The 18,315-nt window shown below is 51.6% G+C and carries 17 protein-coding genes; 6 read left to right on the top strand and 11 right to left on the bottom strand.

The annotated features are described in order from the left end of the window. Positions 1-249 precede the first annotated feature (249 nt). The 4 genes from N7E73_RS13665 to N7E73_RS13650 form a co-directional block, all read right to left on the bottom strand. Positions 250-2,712, bottom strand: a complete 2,463-nt coding sequence (locus tag N7E73_RS13665) for a glycogen/starch/alpha-glucan phosphorylase (RefSeq protein WP_432735428.1) — start codon at positions 2,710-2,712, stop codon at positions 250-252. Between the two features lie 131 nt (positions 2,713-2,843). Continuing rightward, a complete protein-coding gene (locus N7E73_RS13660; protein WP_432735427.1) occupies positions 2,844-3,497 on the bottom strand; it encodes an ABC transporter ATP-binding protein in 654 nt (217 codons plus the stop codon). Further along, on the bottom strand, positions 3,497-4,192 hold the full coding sequence (locus tag N7E73_RS13655; RefSeq protein WP_432735426.1) for an ABC transporter permease: 696 nt from the start codon (positions 4,190-4,192) through the stop codon (positions 3,497-3,499). Before N7E73_RS13655 ends, N7E73_RS13660 begins: the two co-directional genes overlap by 1 nt. A 331-nt stretch (positions 4,193-4,523) precedes the next feature. After that, a complete protein-coding gene (locus N7E73_RS13650) occupies positions 4,524-5,351 on the bottom strand; it encodes a substrate-binding domain-containing protein (RefSeq protein WP_432735424.1) in 828 nt (275 codons plus the stop codon). Between the two features lie 243 nt (positions 5,352-5,594). On the opposite strand from N7E73_RS13650, the gene fdhD reads away from it, so the two are divergent. The 4 genes from fdhD (at position 5,595) to N7E73_RS13630 (ending at position 9,682) form a co-directional block, all read left to right on the top strand. Next, on the top strand, positions 5,595-6,383 hold the full coding sequence (fdhD, locus tag N7E73_RS13645) for a formate dehydrogenase accessory sulfurtransferase FdhD (RefSeq protein WP_432735422.1): 789 nt from the start codon (positions 5,595-5,597) through the stop codon (positions 6,381-6,383). A gap of 461 nt (positions 6,384-6,844) precedes the next feature. Then, on the top strand, positions 6,845-7,792 hold the full coding sequence (locus N7E73_RS13640; protein WP_432735421.1) for a formate dehydrogenase accessory protein FdhE: 948 nt from the start codon (positions 6,845-6,847) through the stop codon (positions 7,790-7,792). A 1-nt stretch (position 7,793) separates the two neighbouring features. Beyond that, on the top strand, positions 7,794-8,786 hold the full coding sequence (gene moaA / locus N7E73_RS13635; RefSeq protein WP_432735420.1) for a GTP 3',8-cyclase MoaA: 993 nt from the start codon (positions 7,794-7,796) through the stop codon (positions 8,784-8,786). 23 nt (positions 8,787-8,809) lie between these two features. Continuing rightward, complete coding sequence (locus tag N7E73_RS13630; RefSeq protein WP_432735418.1) at positions 8,810-9,682, top strand: transposase; 873 nt, start codon at positions 8,810-8,812, stop codon at positions 9,680-9,682. Positions 9,683-9,718: 36 nt separating this feature from the next. Here N7E73_RS13630 and N7E73_RS13625 read toward each other — a convergent pair whose 3' ends face one another. The 6 genes from N7E73_RS13625 to N7E73_RS13600 all read right to left on the bottom strand — a co-directional run bounded on the left by N7E73_RS13625 (position 9,719) and on the right by N7E73_RS13600 (position 15,107). After that, the gene (locus N7E73_RS13625) at positions 9,719-11,173 is read right to left on the bottom strand and encodes a sensor domain-containing diguanylate cyclase (protein WP_432735417.1); all 1,455 of its coding nucleotides are present in this window, start codon (positions 11,171-11,173) and stop codon (positions 9,719-9,721) included. 81 nt (positions 11,174-11,254) lie between these two features. Further along, positions 11,255-12,232, bottom strand: a complete 978-nt coding sequence (gene ruvB, locus N7E73_RS13620; RefSeq protein ID WP_432735416.1) for a Holliday junction branch migration DNA helicase RuvB — start codon at positions 12,230-12,232, stop codon at positions 11,255-11,257. Between the two features lie 30 nt (positions 12,233-12,262). Next, positions 12,263-12,877 carry a Holliday junction branch migration protein RuvA gene (gene ruvA, locus N7E73_RS13615; RefSeq protein ID WP_432735415.1) on the bottom strand — a complete coding sequence of 205 codons (615 nt, stop codon included), beginning with the start codon at positions 12,875-12,877 and terminating at the stop codon, positions 12,263-12,265. Next, positions 12,874-13,380 (bottom strand): crossover junction endodeoxyribonuclease RuvC, encoded by a 507-nt coding sequence (ruvC, locus tag N7E73_RS13610; protein ID WP_432735414.1) that lies wholly within the window; start codon positions 13,378-13,380, stop codon positions 12,874-12,876. The genes ruvA and ruvC overlap by 4 nt, the downstream gene beginning before the upstream one ends. Beyond that, complete coding sequence (locus N7E73_RS13605; RefSeq protein WP_432735412.1) at positions 13,381-14,127, bottom strand: YebC/PmpR family DNA-binding transcriptional regulator; 747 nt, start codon at positions 14,125-14,127, stop codon at positions 13,381-13,383. It abuts the gene before it with no gap. Between the two features lie 380 nt (positions 14,128-14,507). Continuing rightward, complete coding sequence (locus N7E73_RS13600; protein ID WP_432735411.1) at positions 14,508-15,107, bottom strand: RlmE family RNA methyltransferase; 600 nt, start codon at positions 15,105-15,107, stop codon at positions 14,508-14,510. Between the two features lie 106 nt (positions 15,108-15,213). Between N7E73_RS13600 and N7E73_RS13595 the strand changes: the two genes are divergently transcribed. After that, positions 15,214-16,695 carry a glycosyltransferase family protein gene (locus tag N7E73_RS13595; protein ID WP_432735410.1) on the top strand — a complete coding sequence of 494 codons (1,482 nt, stop codon included), beginning with the start codon at positions 15,214-15,216 and terminating at the stop codon, positions 16,693-16,695. Between the two features lie 73 nt (positions 16,696-16,768). Beyond that, the gene (locus tag N7E73_RS13590) at positions 16,769-17,434 is read left to right on the top strand and encodes a BON domain-containing protein (RefSeq protein WP_432735409.1); all 666 of its coding nucleotides are present in this window, start codon (positions 16,769-16,771) and stop codon (positions 17,432-17,434) included. A 37-nt stretch (positions 17,435-17,471) separates the two neighbouring features. On the opposite strand, the gene N7E73_RS13585 is transcribed toward N7E73_RS13590, so the two are convergent. After that, the gene (locus N7E73_RS13585; protein WP_432735408.1) at positions 17,472-18,113 is read right to left on the bottom strand and encodes a GntR family transcriptional regulator; all 642 of its coding nucleotides are present in this window, start codon (positions 18,111-18,113) and stop codon (positions 17,472-17,474) included. Positions 18,114-18,315 lie beyond the last annotated feature (202 nt).

Here is an 18,315-nt window from a genome sequence, read left to right as displayed (position 1 = left end):
TTAAACACATATTGTAAAACCACAAAGAAACTTATCCGATAAAAGTAACCTGGCCGCACGCCCACTCAATATTTATTCAATGGCAATTTGCCGTATGATGTGGCGAAGCCTTAACAAAAGGTTTTGGGATTCTTAAACTCTTTTGCAAAAGGGTTTGAGGCCCCCGGCAGGGCCGCCGGAGGCAAAACAAATTCATCAAAAGCATAAAGCGCATCAAAATCAACCCCGCAGAGCCGCCGAAGGCATCAGCTACCTGACAGCCCTGATCCCCCATATATCCCGGGCATACTCCTCCATGGTCCGGTCAGTGGAGAACCTGCCCATTCGCGCGGTATTCAGTATGGCCTTGTGTGCCCAGAGTTCCGGCTCAGCGTAGTCCCTGTCCACCAGTTTCTGTGTTTCCACATAAGAACTGAAATCGGCAAGATGCATGTACTGTTCGTTATCCGATAGAAGCTTGTCCACAATCCAGCGGAACAGGTCGTAATCGTGCTGCGAAAAACGATTCTCCAGCAAAGCGCCGAGAACCTGCCGGACATCGAAGGAGTTGTTGTAAATTTCACGGGGATGGTAGGACCTTGATTCGAGAGCCTGCGCCACTTCTTCCTCTCGCAGGCCGAACAGATAGAAATTTTCGGCCCCTACTTCCGCAAGCATTTCGATGTTAGCCCCGTCATAGGTGCCTATGGTCAGGGCACCGTTCATGGCAAACTTCATGTTTCCGGTTCCTGAAGCCTCAGTACCTGCGGTGGAGATCTGTTCGCTCAGGTCGCACGCGGGAATAATCTTTTCAGCCAGCGAAACACGATAGTCGGGAAGGAAGGCCACCTTGAGCAGATCATTGACTCTCGGATCCCTGTTCACAACCTCTCCCACACTGTGGATGAGCTTGATTATCTGCTTGGCCTCCCAGTATCCGGGAGCGGCCTTGCCGGCAAATATGAAGGTACGCGCACTGGCAGGCACATTTCCATGGTCCACGATCTGGATATACTGGTGAATAATATGCAGGACATTAAGCAACTGCCGCTTGTACTCGTGGATTCGCTTGGCCTGAATATCGAAAATCGAGTCGGGAGAGACCAGTATCCCAAGTGAAGAATGGATATAATTTCCCAGTCTGATCTTGTTCTCACGCTTGGCGGTCATGAAAAGGGCCTGAAAATCACTGCTGTCCGCGTGACTTTCGAGCTTTTTAAGCAGCGAGAGGTCCGTAATCCAGCCTTTGCCCACAGTTTCGGTGAGCAGGTCCGCCAGCAGCGGGTTGGCTTTGAGAATCCAGCGGCGAGGTGTGACACCATTGGTTTTGTTATTGAACTTGCCCGGTTCCATCTCATGAAAGTCCGGGAAAAGACGGGTCTTGACCAGCTCGGAATGAAGTTCCGAAACCCCGTTCACCGAATGGGAGCCGAGAACTGCCAGATTGGCCATTCGAACCTTTCTGTTGCCTTCCTCGCAGATGAGCGACATGCGCTGCACCTTGCCTTCATCCCCGGGGTATCTGTTTTCCACCTGTTTAAGAAAACGGCGGTTGATCTCGTAGATAATCTGCAGATGCCGGGGCAGAACCTTTTCAAACAATGAAACAGACCATTGCTCCAGTGCTTCCGGAAGCAGGGTATGGTTTGTGTACGCGCAGGTGGCTCTGGTGATTTCCCAGGCCTTCTCCCATTCGATGCGTTTTTCATCAACCAGAAAGCGCATCAGTTCAGCCACGGTCAGGGCCGGATGGGTATCGTTCAGCTGGATGGCTACGTACTCTGAGAACTCTTCGAAATTCCTGTTCTGGGCCATGAACCTTCGTGTTATATCACGCAGCCCGCAGGCAACCAGAAAATATTCCTGAACAAGCCTGAGTTCCTTACCAAAGGAAACAGATTCCGTGGGATAAAGAACCTTGGAAACCATTTCGGACTCTATCTTACGCTGAACAGCGCGGATATAGTCCCCGTGGTTGAAGATCTCCATGTCGAAAGTCTGGGAGGCCTTTGCCGCGAACAGGCGCAGGTAGTTGACGGTCTCCCCGCCGTAGCCGACGATGGGAATATCGTAAGGAACGCCGATAATGTCCTCCCAGTCCATCCACATGGGCAGGTACTCCCCATCCGGGCCGACGGTGGTTTCCACCCTTCCGTAGAGAGGAATGATTACCGCCTGATCGTGACGGGCAATCTGCAGCGGCATGCCCTCCATCATCCAGTAATCGGCCAGTTCCTTCTGGTAACCGTTATGGATGGCCTGCCGGAACAGACCGTATTCATAGTGGATTCCGTAACCGCATCCGGGCATGTCGAGAGTGGCCAGGGAATCAAGGAAACAGGCTGCCAGCCGTCCCAGCCCGCCGTTACCAAGGGCCGGGTCCCGTTCACTTGCCCGAACCTCGTCCAGATCAAACCCCATGTCCTTGAAAATGTCTTCGCACAGATCAAGCAGCTCCATGTTGCACAGGGAGTTACCAAGGCAGCGACCGAGCAGATACTCAATGGAAAAATAGTACATGCGCTTGGCCCGGGATTCACGGTAACGGTCACGGGTCCGGATCATGCGTTCCACCAGCCGGTCACGCAGAGCCAGAGCAAGCGCTTTACCCATATCCCATTCATTGGCCGCCCTTACCTCTTTGCTCAGTGAATAGACAACATGGTCCCTGATGTCGGAAGTAAGACTTTCGCGGTCATTTTTCTTTTTTATCTGAAAGCTGCATTTGCTCATATGGCCTCCTGCTTGGTTCGCATAAATATTACGACAACAATAGCAGGATGAACCTCTTAAATCCAGATATAATAAGAAACGGCGGAGCAAAAACACCCCGCCGTTTCGAAAAAATTACTGCCTGAAAATATTCAATATTCCATATGCCCGGCAGCGAACCTGAATATGGTGTCCGAGACATCGTCCAGCCAGTAGTGATCGTGGCTAACGATGATGACCGTCATCCCGCTGTCGTCCCGGGATTTCACGGCCGCCTCATGGATAAGTTGCGTGCTTTCACGGTCAAGGCTGGCAGTAGGTTCATCCAGCAGCAGCACACGCGGCTTAATGGCAAGTCTGGCAGCCAGCGCCACCCGCTGGGCCTCTCCACCCGAAAGCTCGAACCACTGGCGGTTCATGAACCTGTCCGGGTCAAGCCCGACCGCGATCAGGGATTCACAGACCTGCGCCTCAATCTCGTCGCGTCCTGCCCCACGCAGCTCCAGACCGTATGAAACATTGCGGAATACCGATCGTTTGAGCAGATAAGGCTCCTGCGTAAGCATGGTGACTTCACGGCGCAGTTCCGCCCCGTTTCCATCCACTTTGCGCCCGTCATAGAAAATACTACCTGAAACAGGAGTCTCCAGAAAAGCCAGCAATCGCATGAGCGTGCTTTTTCCACTGCCGTTATGCCCGGAAAGACCTACGATACTGCCCTCATAAACGACAAAGGAATCCAGCTCCAGAACGGTCCGCCCGTTGTACTGCTGAACCACTTTTGAAAGTCTGTACAGCTCGCTCATTACTGCCCTGCCCTTCTGCGTATGCCGGCCATGGAAAAGTTGACCGCAAATGCAATGATCATCAACACAAGACCTAAAGCAATCCCCATGGCGAACTCGCCCTTGCCGGTTTCCAGAGCAATGGCGGTGGTAATGGTGCGGGTGTGCCATTTTATGTTGCCCCCGACCATCATGGAAATACCTATCTCGGACACAATCCTCCCGTAAGCGGCGGCGGCAGCCAGAATAAGACTGTAGCGGGCCTCCCACAAGGTGGTTCGAAGCACCTGACTGTGGACTGCTCCCAGTGTAAGCAGCGTATTCTTGAGTCGCAGGTCAAGGCTTTCAACCGCTGTGGCCATCATGGCCACAACAACCGGCAATCCCAGCAGGGTCTGCCCGATGGCTATCCCGGAAACGGTAAAAAGAAGACCCAATTCTCCCATAGGCCCCTTGCGCGACAGCATGGCATACACAAGGAGTCCTATGACTACTGTGGGAAACGAAAGCAGGCTGTCCACAACTGTTCGAATTGTCTTCTTGCCGAAAAAGTCATGGTATCCCAGCAGAAAACCGAGCGGTGCGCCGATAGCCAGACTTGCAAGAATGGAAAGTGAAGAGACGCAAAGTGTCGTGATAATGGCCGAATATGTTTCCGCATCCCATGAAAACAGGAGCACAAAGGCCTGAACGATACCATCTAAAATAAAATCCATTGATTACTGCCTCCGGTGGTCCTGCAAAGGCCATGAAAGACCTCCTGCCAACCCAAAGAAACACTTTGATCCGCCACAAACTAAAAGAGACTGCCTGCAACAATTGTCACAGGAAAACAAAACGGGCTACATGGTCTGCAAGATATAAAACCTGCGAACCGGGACCGCCAAACAGCGGCAACTTCACGATAATAAACGGTTCTGTCCCGGAATGCAAAAAAAGCGTGGAAGCTGGAAAAGTGAATTCAGCTTCCACGCCGAGATTATCAGCAGTTCATTGGGTTGAAAAACAACCCGTCAGAGAAGAGCCCTTCCGGACCCTGCCGATCAATTATTTTGCGTTGGGGGTAAAGAGCTTCTTGCCGAGCAGCTTGAAGTCGCCGATTACTTTCTGGGTTTCGGGGGAAGCAATCCACTCGGAATACTTGGTTGCCAGATCGTATCTTGCTTTCGGGCACTTCTCGGAGTTTACAGCCAGAACGCTGTACTGGTTGAACAGGTTCTTGTCGCCTTCAACCAGAACCTTAAGTTCGGGGTTGCCGTTCTTGTTGGCGCTGTATTTGATGTATGTGCCGCGGTCGGTCATTACGTAACCGTCACGTTCTTCGGCAATGGTGATGCTCTTGATCATGCCCTGACCGGTCTGCACGTACCATTCTTCCTTCTCGGGAACAGCCATGCCGGCTGCTTTCCAGAGGGAAAGTTCTTTCTTGTGGGTACCGGAGTTGTCGCCACGGCTGATGAAGGGAGCCTTTTTCTCGGCAATGGCCTTCATGGCCTGTGCAACTGGCAGTCCTTTTACACCGGCGGGATCGGAGTCAGGTCCGATGATTACGAAATCGTTGTACATGACTTCGCGGCGATCTTTGAGTGCGCCGGAATCAACATATTTCTGTTCAGCTGCGGGCGCGTGCACCATCAACACGTCAACATCGCAGTTTTCACCCATCTTGAGAGCCTTACCGGTACCTACAGCAGTCCAGCGCAGTTCAATACCCGTGTCGGCCTTGAACTTGGGAGCCAGGTAATCCAGCAGGCCGGTGTTATCGGTACTGGTTGTTGTAGCCATCATGAGAACTTCTTCAGCTTTAACCAATCCGGGAGCCACAAGCAGGGAAACCAGAGCAAGAGCGAGAAGCAACACTTTAAATTTTTTCATCATTCCTCCCAAAATTATTTTATTCGAAATGCAAAACAACGGTGCCAGTAGAGCCTCAGCATGCTGAAGATGACTCTATGGTATTGTGATAAAGCAGATACTTGAACCTGTGTCAACCAAAGCATAATTATACGTACGGTCTGGCCCTAATCTCATAAAGGTGCAGAAACCGGAGGAAAAAAGATATTCTTGCGCACAGGGGGGGATTACGTCTATCCTGACATAAAGAGGGAAGGAAAATATATGACCAGAGACAGCTTCGATTTCACCGTTAAGGAATATGTCAGCGGATCATTCAGGGACCGCGAGATCAAGAGCATCCTTGAAATACCTTTGACCATCAATCTCAACGGCCGGGAAGTAGTCACCCTGCTGACAACGGCCAAATTTCCGGACTACCTCGCTATCGGTTTCCTGAAATCTGATGCCTACATTTCATCTCTGGACCAGCTCATTGACCTGAAAATTACGGAATCTACGGAACGCATAGTCGCCGATGTAACCGTAAGCCATGATCCATGGAAAAACCGTGTCCTTGAATATTCCATAACCTCCGGTTGCGGCAAAGGTACCAACTTCGGCCGCAATGTTTCCACCATCTCAAAACGCTCCATCACCTCAGACATTAAGGTCACCCCGAAGCAGATCCTCTCCCACGCCCGCGAACTGCATGAACGCTCCACCCTTTACGGAAAAACACGCGGCTGCCACAACTCATCCCTCTGCACACCAGACGAAATGCTCTACTTCCGGGAAGACATCGGCCGTCACAATGCCATCGACATGATCGTCGGGCAGTGTTTTCTGGAAAATGTGTCCACCGACGGAAAGATGATTGTCTCCACAGGCCGGGTTGCCTCTGAAATCCTGCTCAAGGCCGTCCGCATTGGGGTTCCGGTCCTTGCCTCCACTGCCGTAGCCACAAGCTTTTCAGTTGAACTGGCCCGAAAGATCGGTATCACTCTGGTCGGCAACATCTCCGATGAATCCTTCTGGGTCTACAACGATCAGGGCAGAATAACCGGACTTTAGTCTACGCATAGTCCTCAATGACCAATTGTGTCTAAAATGACACAAATAGATTTAGCAGTTGCTGGCGGTAATCATCCGGTATTCAAAAAAAATTCATTTTCATACGGCACTGAATACTGCCTGTATCAATAAATTAAACATCTGAAATATAAGTGTATTTTTATATATGCGACAAAACGACACCCTCAACTGTCTTTTCGTGTCACAATGACACATGAATTTCACAAAGCTAACACATTGTTATTTAACGACAAAAAAATCAACATTTCCCTGAGTACTTCAGTCAGAGTGTCAGTTGTGTCAGAACGACAGCAATTGACATTAGCATGCAGCAACTGCCAAGAAGACATATGCATCTTTTTAAGTGCTAAAATTAACCTAAATAGAGAATTCACGGACATCATGCTGATCCGTACCGTCTCTAAGGGTAAACATTCCGGGTTATTTCAAGGAGAAAACAGATGAGCTACGATTACAATGCAGCCGGAAAGCTGCTGGACAAAAAAATTGCCGATCTCAACGACAAGCCTTTCCTTCCCAAGGAGCTGGTTGAGCTTATCTCCACAGTAGCCCGGATACAGCTGGAGGAGCAGGAGCAATCAGCTCCGGTTATTCCCGATGCCTCAACACTCGCCTCCGCAGATGAAAACCTTCAGGGCCGCCCCCTGCTGCTTCGCGAGGAATTTCCCTATGACTTTGCTCAGGCCTGCAAACTCTTCGACCGCTTCGCGGAAGTCCTTGAAAGTTCCGAAGGAGTAATTTCCGAGGCATGTGAGCTGATTCGTTCCGCCCAGAAATCAGGTGAGCTTAGCCTGAAGGATGCCTTCACCGCCTACCTGAAGACTGACGAGGCATACTTCATGAGCTGGTCTGAGAAAACTCCTGAAGCTCCGCGTACACTCAATTTTCTGGTCCAGTCGGCCATGACGCCTTCCATAAAGGCCGCCGCCCTCAAGCTGGCCGAATACCTGCCCCAGCAGGAGCGCGAAATCGAGAAGAAGCCGGCACATGCCGAACTGGAACTTGAAAACAGCCTGCCTCCGGCCAGAGCACATGCACACTGCCCTATCTGCGGAAGCGTGCCCTTCATGCACACCCTGCATCACAAGCAGGGATTCCGCTATGCAAACTGTTCCTTCTGCCACACCGAATACCGGGTCCGCCGCCTTGCCTGTGGGTACTGCGATGAATCCAATCCGGAGAAACTCAAGTTCTTTACCGTTGACGAATCCCCCGGATACCGCGTGGACGTCTGCGAGACCTGCAAAAGCTACATGAAAACTGCCGACTTCCGTGAACTGAGCAAAGTATCCATTCCTGCTCTGGATGACCTTGAATCCCTGCCGCTAGACTTCGTAGCGGTTGAGGAAGGTTACAGGCGGGGAACACTTTCAGTCTGGGGGTTCTAACATGGTACTTCAGGACAAGCTGGGACGGTGCGTCAACTACCTGCGCCTGAGCGTTACCGACAGGTGCAACCTGCGCTGCATGTACTGCGTAACAAAAGATTTCACCCATATTCCACACCCTGACATCCTGCGCTACGAAGAAATGCTGCGGCTTATCGACCTTGCCGCATCCATGAACATAAACAAGTTGCGACTGACCGGCGGAGAACCGTTTGCGCGCAAGGGCTTCATGGAATTCGTCAGCAAAATCATGGCCCGGCACGGAGACATGGACCTGCGCATCACCAGCAACGGGACTCTGATCGAGCCGCTTATTCCTGAACTCAGCAGACTCGGCGTCAAGCGCCTGAACATTTCACTTGATACTCTGGACCGGAAGACTTTCGAGGAAGTCACCGGTCGCGACCACCTTACCGATGTACTGGGAACAATAGAGGCCTGCATACGGGCCGGTATAAGGGTCAAGGTCAACGCCGTGGCCATGAAGGGGATTAACGACCGGGAACTGGGCGCATTCATTGATTTCGCGCGCAACAATCCGATCGATATGCGCTTCATCGAGTTCATGCCCATGGGGGACGATACCAAATCGGACAGCAGGTTCTGGTCTGCAGATGATATTCTCGCACAGGCTTCTGAATTCGCAAATCTGGTCCCGGTCAAACGCACCAAGGAAAACAGGGGACCGGCCAGAATGTACAGCATAGAAGGTGGACAGGGCCGCCTTGGACTGATCTCCCCGGTAAGCTCTCATTTCTGCGGAACCTGCAACAGGCTGCGCATCACTTCCGACGGCTACCTGCGCACCTGCCTTTTTTCGGACCACACCTATAAATTGCGCGGTATCCTGCGCAACCCGTCCCTTGGTGATGACACACTGAAGAAAGTCATTGCGGCAGCAACAAGGGACAAACCGCTCGGATACCACCTGCTAGAATCAAGGAAAGGGTGTGAGGGAGTATGCGGAACACAGATGTCAGCCATCGGCGGATGACAGAAACAGGATCAAAGGGAAGAATGGAAAACCGCGAACAGACGCTGAAACGCCTTACTGCCTCGGAAGATGAAGCAAGAAAATTCCTCGTGCATAAATGCTTCGGCGACAGAAAACTTTTCTGTCCACGCTGCCGTGAACTCAAGCTCTACAGCCTGAGCGGCGACCGTTACCGCTGCTCCGCCTGCAAGTACACCTTTCAGGAATTCAGCGGACGCTGGATCAACAACGGCGGACTGTCCTGTCGGGAATGGATCAGGCTGGTCCAGATGTTTGCCGAGGATAACACCGCGCACGCCATATCACAGGATCTCGGCCTGTCCTACAATGCAACCTACAAGGCCATAACCGCCCTGCGCTTTGCCATACTTGCCCAGGCCATCGATGCCCAGCAGTTGCTCAGCCATGAAACAGGGCTGCATACCCACCTTAAAAACAAAAAGCTGACCGGGGTTCCCACCCAATCAGCATCGGGAACAATCCCGGTTTTCGGCATAATGGAAAAAAACGGCTGGGTTTTCATTGACCTGATGCAGAACATCACCGCCGAATCGGTCTTCCATTTCAACCACAACTTCCACCTGAAGCTGGTTCGCCACGGGTCCATCCTTCACACCGACCGCTACCAGAAATACGATGCCCTCATCCTTTGCGGGGACGACTCCCTGCCTATGGACTACATCCGCAAATATCCGGGGATAACTCCGTACATCGAAGTCTCCGAGGGCCAGTTCTGGGATTTCGCACGTGAACGCTTCAAGCGCTACAAGGGCATCTCGCCTCACCGCTTTCCGCTTTATCTCAAGGAACTCGAATTCCGTTTCAACAACCGGCACAAGGATATTTTCGAGTTGCTGCTCTCCTACATATGCAAAATAGTCCCGGACATAGACTGATTCAAAACAGAAAAGCCCCTTTTCAGGGGCCTTGAATTATCCTTCAAGAACTCTGTTCTTTCCGCTTTCCTTTGATCGGTACATTGCCGCATCCGCTCTGCCGGTCAGTGAGTCAAGCGTGTCTCCATCTGAATACTGAGCAGCACCGCAGCTGACTGTCACCCTTTCACCCGGTGAATCACCAGCGGAATCCGGCACACAGCGGTCGCAACCGACTACAGCCTCCCTGATGCGCTCACTGATGGACACAGCCAGATTTATATCACCATCCACAAGGATGATAAATTCATCTCCTCCCCAGCGGGCGCAGAAGTCAGATTCCCGGACAGAATTCCCGAGAACTGACGCTATCCGCCTCAGGACATTATCTCCTTCAACGTGACCGAACACATCATTGACCTGTTTGAATCCGTCCAGATCCAGCAGCACAACCGAAAACGGGCGTGCGTTCTTCTCGAACTGCACAATAGCTGAATCAACACGGGCCTCAAAAGCCCTGCGGTTGCCCAGTCCGGTCAACTCGTCCGTTTCCGCCAGCCGCTCAAGGCGCAACTGGAAATGGTTGATGACCAGCACGCTCAGCAGCACAATAAAAAGAGTGGCAATTCCACCGACAACAACGGTCCGGATGAAGTTCTCCCGTGCGGAGTTAAGCAGTGGCGCTTCATTCTGCTCAACCACCAGTATCCACTCCAGTTCGGGAATATATCTGGCGGTAAGGTGAACCTTCTCCCCGCCGGTCTCGAATTCGTAAACTCTCGGCTCTGCTGAAGTATTCAGCACCTGGGTGGCAATGCGGCCAAGGCCGGGCATATTCCGTATATTTATCTCTTCTACAAGACCTATGTTATGGTGCACCTGAACAAGCCCCATTCCATCAATCAGGAAAATAACCTTGCCGTATTTTTCGGAAAAACTTTTCAGTAACCGGGCTACATTGTCCATCTTCAGTCCAACCCCGGTTACTCCCAGCAGCTCCCCGTCATCCCCAACCAGGCGGTGGTTGATGAAAATGGTCAGCACATTCTGAGCGGCCTCGTTGGTGTCGACATCAAAGGCGTGGTCCTCTCCACTGGCTACGAAATCATAAAACCAGACATCATGGCTGTCGTCTTTGGAAATGGTCTTAAGGACTCCGCCGGGATAATAATATTTACCCGTTTTTGCGGATACAAAAAACGCACTGAAAAAGCCGTACTGTTCCTGAATTTCGGACAGATATCTCTCGATCTTGGACAGATCCTTTTCTCCGGAAACAGTCCAGTCTTTCAGGAACGTATCGTTGGCCATGAGGGAAGAAACAAACAAAGGACGCATCAGCCCGGACTGAATTTCAGAATAGATATTGTCGCGGGTCAACGGCAGTGAAGAATTGACTATCTCGTTGCGAATACTTTTACGTGACTCGCTGTAGTTGTACAGACTGAGCGAAATAAACGCTCCGACAAGAATCATGGTCAGAACGGTTATCATTTTTAATCTGACAGACATCCATCCTCCAGAACCTTTCTGCAGACAGTATTAACAGCCTTTACGTCAAGACATCTGAAAACAAAAAGAATGTGACAACGGTTAAAAAAGTCTGCCGCTGCCGGTAATTTTCTGCATATGCTGATAGGCCTTGGCAGTGGCAACCCGGCCGCGGGAAGTCCGTTTCATGAAACCGCACTGAATTAGATAGGGCTCGTAAATATCCTCTATGGTGCGGACTTCCTCGGAGCAGGCCACGGCGATGGTCTTGACGCCCACGGGGCCTCCACCGAACTGATCAATTATGATGGATAGAATTTTCCGGTCCATGTAATCAAGTCCGAGCGGATCTACATCAAGTTTGTCGAGAGCCATATCGGCAAGCTCGGCAGTAACAGTCCCGTCTCCGTGTACGGTAGCGAAATCGCGCACCCGGCGCAGCAGACGGTTGGCAATGCGCGGAGTTCCGCGTGAACGCCTGCCGATAATCAGCGCGCCCTCTTCAGTCACCTCCAGATTGAAGATACGCGATGCACGGATGACGATCCGGGCCAGCTCTTCAGGAGAATAAAATTCCAGACGGAAAATACAACCGAAACGGTCCCTCAAAGGAGAGGTAAGCAGGCCCAGTCTGGTAGTTGCCCCTACAAGAGTGAAGGGCTCCAGATCGATTTTCACTGTCCGGGCTGCCGGTCCCTGCCCGATAATCAGGTCGATATTGAAATCCTCCATAGCCGGGTAGAGCACTTCCTCCACGTTGGCGGGAACACGGTGAATTTCGTCGATAAAAAGTATGTCGTTGCGGGAAAGGTTGGTCAAGATGGCCGCAAGATCGCCACTGCGCTCAAGTACCGGACCGGAGGTTGAAATAAGGTTCACGCCCAGCTCGGACGCAATGATCCGGGCAAGTGTGGTCTTGCCCAGTCCCGGGTTACCGTAAAAAAGGGCGTGGTCCATGGCACTGCCGCGTCCGCGTGCGGCCTGAATGAATACATCCAGGTTTGCGCGCAGGTCGTCCTGACCGATAAAATCGGTCAGACGTTGCGGTCTTATGTGATCGTCTGTGGCTGAATTATCCATAATTATCCGGAACTGCCTGCTGCTTGAAGGTTACTTGCCGGCCTGAGAAATTTTCTTAAGCGCTACCCGGATTGCCCCGCCTGCGTCAAGATCGGGCTCTTCCTCGAATATTCCCTTGAGGAATTCGCGCACCTCATCATCAGCGTAACCGAGGTTGCGCAGGCCGGAAAGGGCGTCGAGAAACTCGCTGCGGTCGCCATCAACAGGACAGGCACCGCTGCGCACGGTGGCGGATTTAAGAGTTTCCATCTTATCCTTCAGTGACCAGAGGATCTGTCGGGCGGACTTGGGACCGATACCCGGAACAATGGCCAGAGACTTCACATCCTCACGGAAAACTATATCCTGCAGTTCTCTGGGGTTGAACTGGGAAAGAATGGAAAGGGCCTTCTTGGGACCGAGCCGGTCAATTGAAATAAGTGTACGGAAAACCTCACGGTCGTCAAAACAGGGAAAGCCGTAGAGGTCGAAGGCATCCTCGCGGATCACGGAATGGACATAGAAAGTCATGTCTGCTCCGGCAGCAGGCAGGGTCGAAATGGCGGTCAGGGTCAGGAAAAGTTCATAGCCCACCCCGCCGGGAGTAAGAATAATGCAGGACTTGTCCGTTGCTTCAAGCAGTTTTCCATGAATATAGGCGATCATTTTCCAGCCATCCTTGAGAATCTCCGTTCATTTAGGTGGCAGATCGCAATGCCCAGCGCATCGGTGGTATCGCTGGCCCATCTGGTGTTCTTCACGCCGAGAATCCGCTCGACCATGAAGGCGACCTGCGATTTATCGGCCCGCCCGGTCCCCACAAGGTTCTGTTTGACCTTGGTGGGCTCGTACCCGGAAACAATCAGCCCGGAAACAGCACAGGCGGCCATGGCCGCACCGCGGGCCTGCCCGAGCTTTAGCGCCGAAGCCGGATTGGAGGCGACAAACGCGTTCTCGATTGCCGCCTCATCCGGAGAATGGTCTTTTATAAGCTCGGCAATGGCAGAATAAATCTGACCAAGCCGGGCGCACATGGGTTTTGTGGTATCGGTCCGGATTGTCCCGGCATCTACCAGTGTGACCTGCCCGGAAAGCTCACGTACAATACCGTAACCGGTTACACGCGTTCCGGGGTCGATGCCGATGATAACAATACCGGATTCACCCATCTAGTCTTCCAGTTCAGCCATAAGCTCGTCAGGGAAGTCTGCGTTGACATGGACGTTCTGCACATCTTCATTGTCTTCCAGCTTTTCCATCAGAGACATGAGTTTTTTGGCGGTAGGTACATCGAGTTCCACGAGGTTCTTGGGAACAAAGGAAAGCTCGGTGCTGTCTGCAACCATTTCAGCTTCCTCGAAAGCCTTCTGCACTGCGGTGAAATCTTCAGGAGCGCAGTGGACTTCAAGGGAACCATCTTCAGAAATAACGTCTTCAGCACCGGCATCAAGACCGATTTCAAGAAGCTGATCTTCGGTGAACTGTTCGGGATTGAAAGACATCACGCCTTTCTTGTCGAACATCCAGGCAACGCAGCCTGCTTCACCCATGGAGCCTCCGCCCTTTCCGAGGATGTGGCGTACTTCTGCAACGGTGCGGTTCCTGTTGTCGGTAGCGGCTTCGATCAGAACGGCAACGCCGCCGGGACCGTAACCTTCATACATGACCTCGTTGATATCTCCACCGGCCAGTTCGCCGGTACCTTTCTTGATCGCGGTATCGATCTTGTCGTTGGGCATGTTCACAGCTTTGGCCTTGGCCACGGCGAGACGCAGGGTGGCGTTCATGGCAGGATCTCCGCCGCCTTTAGCTGCGAGAATGATATCTTTCGCCATCTTGGTGAAAATTTTGCCGCGTTTGGCATCCTGTCTGCCTTTTCTGTGCTGGATGTTAGCCCATTTACTATGTCCGGCCATGTATTCCTCCTGAGAATATCCAAGTCCCGCCGCATCAGTTTATTTCGGGGGACCACTATTTATATTTTTCCATGCCTCCGGCAGTCCCTTCCGGGAACTCCGTGGCAAATCATTTTCTATTGAATCCGGGGAGGCCCCGATCCCAACCCAGCGCGACTGTGGCTGATCACACCTATAAACAAGATCAGTCCGACATGAGGGAAATGCTCTATCAGATCCCGCCACATGAATAAATTCCACCCCACTGAGCAGAATTTGTAATCAGTCAGTCTCTCTGGATTCGGTAAACAAAAAAAATCTGAACAAACGCAAAAAGCTTCAGATAATGCCCTGCAAACTACTCAAAAAACAAAAAACGGCATGCTGAAGAACGAATGTTCTTACCCTTCTCCGCCGAGAAAGCCAAGTCCTACAATAAAGATCTCCTTGCTTTCCTGCCGGGAGCTTTTGGGTTTGAAGGATTTTACCTTGGAAAACATCTTGCGCAGGGAGTCGGTATATTCCTTTACATCCGGGCCTTCGAAAATCTTGACGATAAAATGCCCGCCATGCTTCAGCCTGCTTGGCACAATGTCACGCGCCCTTTCGCAAAGTTCAAGGGAGTTGGCCTGATCAGTAAACTTGACCCCGGTGGTCCGGGGAGCCATGTCGCTGATAATGAGATCGTAAGGAAGCTGTTTGTCCATGGCTGCCAGCAGTTCCGGGGAATCCTCGAAAACATCGGCCTGCAGGAATGTGGCGTTTTCAGGAAAAACGGTATCGGTGGACTGAATGTCCACCCCAAGCACACGTCCTTCCTCGCCGACCATCTTGGCGGCATAAAGGGTCCATGATCCGGGAGCCGCCCCAAGGTCCATCACATTCTGTCCCTTGGAGAAAAGGTTGAAACGCTTGTTCAGCTCCTGAAGCTTGTATACAGAACGGGCAGGATAATTGTCCTTCTTGGCCCTCTTGAAATAATGGTCTCGATATTGTTTCATAATGTAAATTTGTTTGGCAGCTTACAGCGGAAAAGACATTTGCGCCCGGCTGCGGTATAGATACAGGAAATTAACTTATAACGGCCAGCAAGCCAAGCCTGAAGCCATGCAGCGTCCACAGAGAATCCGCGTCAAAAACGAATCCGGCAGAATACAGTCACTCCCAGAAGGCCGGGAATACTTTCAGGACCTTGGAGGAAGCGGCCCTCTGCTACTGCTGGGACTGGGCCCCGATCCGTCTGAAACAGCCCGCTTATTCAACAACCCCGACATTATGTATTATGTTGAATGTCCTGATTTCGAAAAACAGATTCCGGCCACGGGCAACCTGCCCCCGCAATTCAGAAAACTCGCACCGGATCAACTTGATCAGTCCGGGGACCGGCACATATTTTTTTATACACCGGGTAAAAAACTCTATCCATCTTTCTGGGGACCGATCGTCTCCTGTCTGACCCTCAAAAAGTCAGGACTACTGCATGGCATGCGCAGCAAAACCTGCTGGCTGCCGGGAGACGGGAACTCCCTGCTGCTTCCGGAACTGTCACGGGCCCTGTCTGATGCCGGTTTCACATACAGGGTTATTGATCCGGATGCAATGCGCAAAAATCTGCTTTCGCTGCTGGACCGGGAATTGCCGGAAATGGTCATTTCCGTCAACTTCAACGGTCTGGATGCAACAGGCGAAACCTTCTTCATGCTCCGGGAAGCGGGCATAAAGATCGCGGTCTGGATGGTGGATAACCCCTTCCACCTCATTTCAGGCATAAATTCGGAATACTGGAAACAGGTTCCGCTCATGGTTACCGACCACTGGTTCATCCCGCGGCTGGAAGAACTCGGCGCCGAAAAGGTCAGCCACCTGCCGCTGGCAACAGATCCGGCCATTTTCCATCCCGGAGTTGATAAGTTTCCGGGCATTGAGGACCGGGTCGTATTTGTCGGGCGTTCAAGTTTTCCCGGAAAAGACACTTTTTTCTCAGGCTGTACTTTCAACCGGCAGGATTACGATGATGCCAATGCAGCCATGAACTCCGGCTTGAAGCCACATTTCGGCTGGTGGACGGAACATGACGGACTGAAGAAATTCTGGCCCGGAAAAGAGGTCAGAATGACGGGATTCCGGGCGGAACAGTCCGGACTGCTCTGGCGCAGCACCGCCCTGGCGGAAGCAGGAAACAGGATCACTATATTCGGGGATGACGGCTGGAAGGATTTCTTTACAGACGTCGACCTGCGCGGACCGGTGGACTATTTCACAGTGCTGCCCTCCGTCTATGCCGGGGCAGAGTTGAATCTCAACCTGACCAGTCCACTTCTGCCCTGCGGTCTCACCCAGCGTAATTTCGATGTATGGGCCACCGGAGGGATGCTCATCACGGACCGCACAGGGGGAATGTGCATCTTTCCCGACGACCTCGTTAATGAGTGCTCTTTCTCAACTCCTAAAGAAATCCCGGGACTCTGCGACAGATTCAGAACCCTGCCTAGGCTTGCAAAAACCCTTTCAAAAGTTTGGCATCAGCTGATAAGCGAGCAGCACACCTACAAACACAGACTGAATAACATACTGGAATTCATCAACTAACAGTCTTAATGCACATTCGGGCACGCCTTTTGCTTAAACATCCACCGTAACCCCAATCAAGGATGATGCGGCGATGACCAAAGGACTGACCACACTCTTCATACTGCTCTGGATCTGCCTGTTAAGCGGATGTTCAGCTGGGGTGCTAATTCCACCTCTTCCCGGCCCGATGATGATTCCATCCTCAGTGGGAACAGCCATCAATGCCTACTCCATAGGAACAGACGAACGGGACTTCCAGACAATTGTTGAAGACGAATTAATTGAAACGGGCATTCAGTCAGCCATCATGAAGGAAAAGGGACTCAATATTCTGGATCTGAGCACCTATTCCTACAACGGAAATGTGTATGTGGTCGGTGTGTATGATGAGAAGGAAGATTTTCAGCGAATCCGCCGGATAGTCAGGAGCTCGAAGAAGGTAAACTCACTTACCACCTTTCTGTTTGCAGAAGAAGAGAACCCTCAATGCAGTACTACTGATGACTACATGCTGCAGATGGCCGTCAAGACCGCTCTCATCAACGAGCCCAACATTTGGGGAACAAATTTCGCGGTAAAATCAGTCCAGTGCAACGTGGTGCTGCTGGGTCGGGTAGGCGACATAAACGAGGCCATCACCGCAAGGCAGGTGGCGGCACGTATTTCAGGAGTAAAGTCGGTTAAATCGTTCATCCGCGCCAGCGGACAGAACAACTACCTGAATCAGCACAAGCGTATTGCCGCGGCCTTGAATTAAAGCAACCGCACCTGTCCACAGGACGATGAGAACAGAGCTACATGCTGATATTGGTTACGAAGTGATTTTGCAGACGGTCTCTCATCAAGGCCAGATCGCCGGACTCGATGGCTTCTACAATGCGTCTGTGATCTTCAGCGTGGCATGAAAAATCATTGTTCTCGCTGAACAGTCTTTCCGCTATCGTGTAGATCCAGTAATCGTTTGCAAGCGCTTCCCATGAACGAACCAGAAAGTCATTACCCGAAAACTGAACCATCCTGCGGTGGAATTCAAGGTCGGCCTTGCGGATGACATTTATGTCCTTACGCTTGACCCCCTCGCTCATTGTATCAACAATGTCGTGAAGCTCTTTCAGGTCAATCGCATTCATCCTGCACCCCCAGCTCACAGCCAAAGGTTCAAGCTCCCGCCGGACCGCCAGATAATCAGCAAGGTCACTTTCGGAAAGGATTTTGACCCTGGACCCTTTGTAAGGTTCAGTTTCAACAAAACCGCGTGCAGTAAGATCCCTGATCGCCTCGCGAACAGCCCCCTGGCTGACATTCAGCTCGCGGGAAATCCTGGTTTCAACGACCTTGTCTCCGGGCTTGAATTCACCATTCAATATACCGCTGACAATATGTTCCACCACATCGTCCCGCAGCACACGACGTTTAAGCACCTCATTACCGGCCATACAACATACCCCCTAGACGCTCCAACGCAGTCCGTATATGCATCTCTCCCCTGTAAATGAACTATATCCGGGGGCAAAGACTAACAGTTTTCACAATAATATCAAGCACGACAAACAAAACTAAAAAATATATTATTTCCCTTAGCTGAAAAATGTAACTTTTGCGACACCAACGCAACATGTCCGCAATCAGGACTGCCAC

Origin of the sequence: Maridesulfovibrio sp. FT414 (genome assembly GCF_050916235.1) — a bacterium.
In the GTDB taxonomy this organism is placed as follows: Bacteria; Desulfobacterota; Desulfovibrionia; order Desulfovibrionales; family Desulfovibrionaceae; genus Maridesulfovibrio.
Note: the sequence above shows the minus strand (reverse complement) of the source record. Positions and strands in the feature narration are given on the sequence as shown.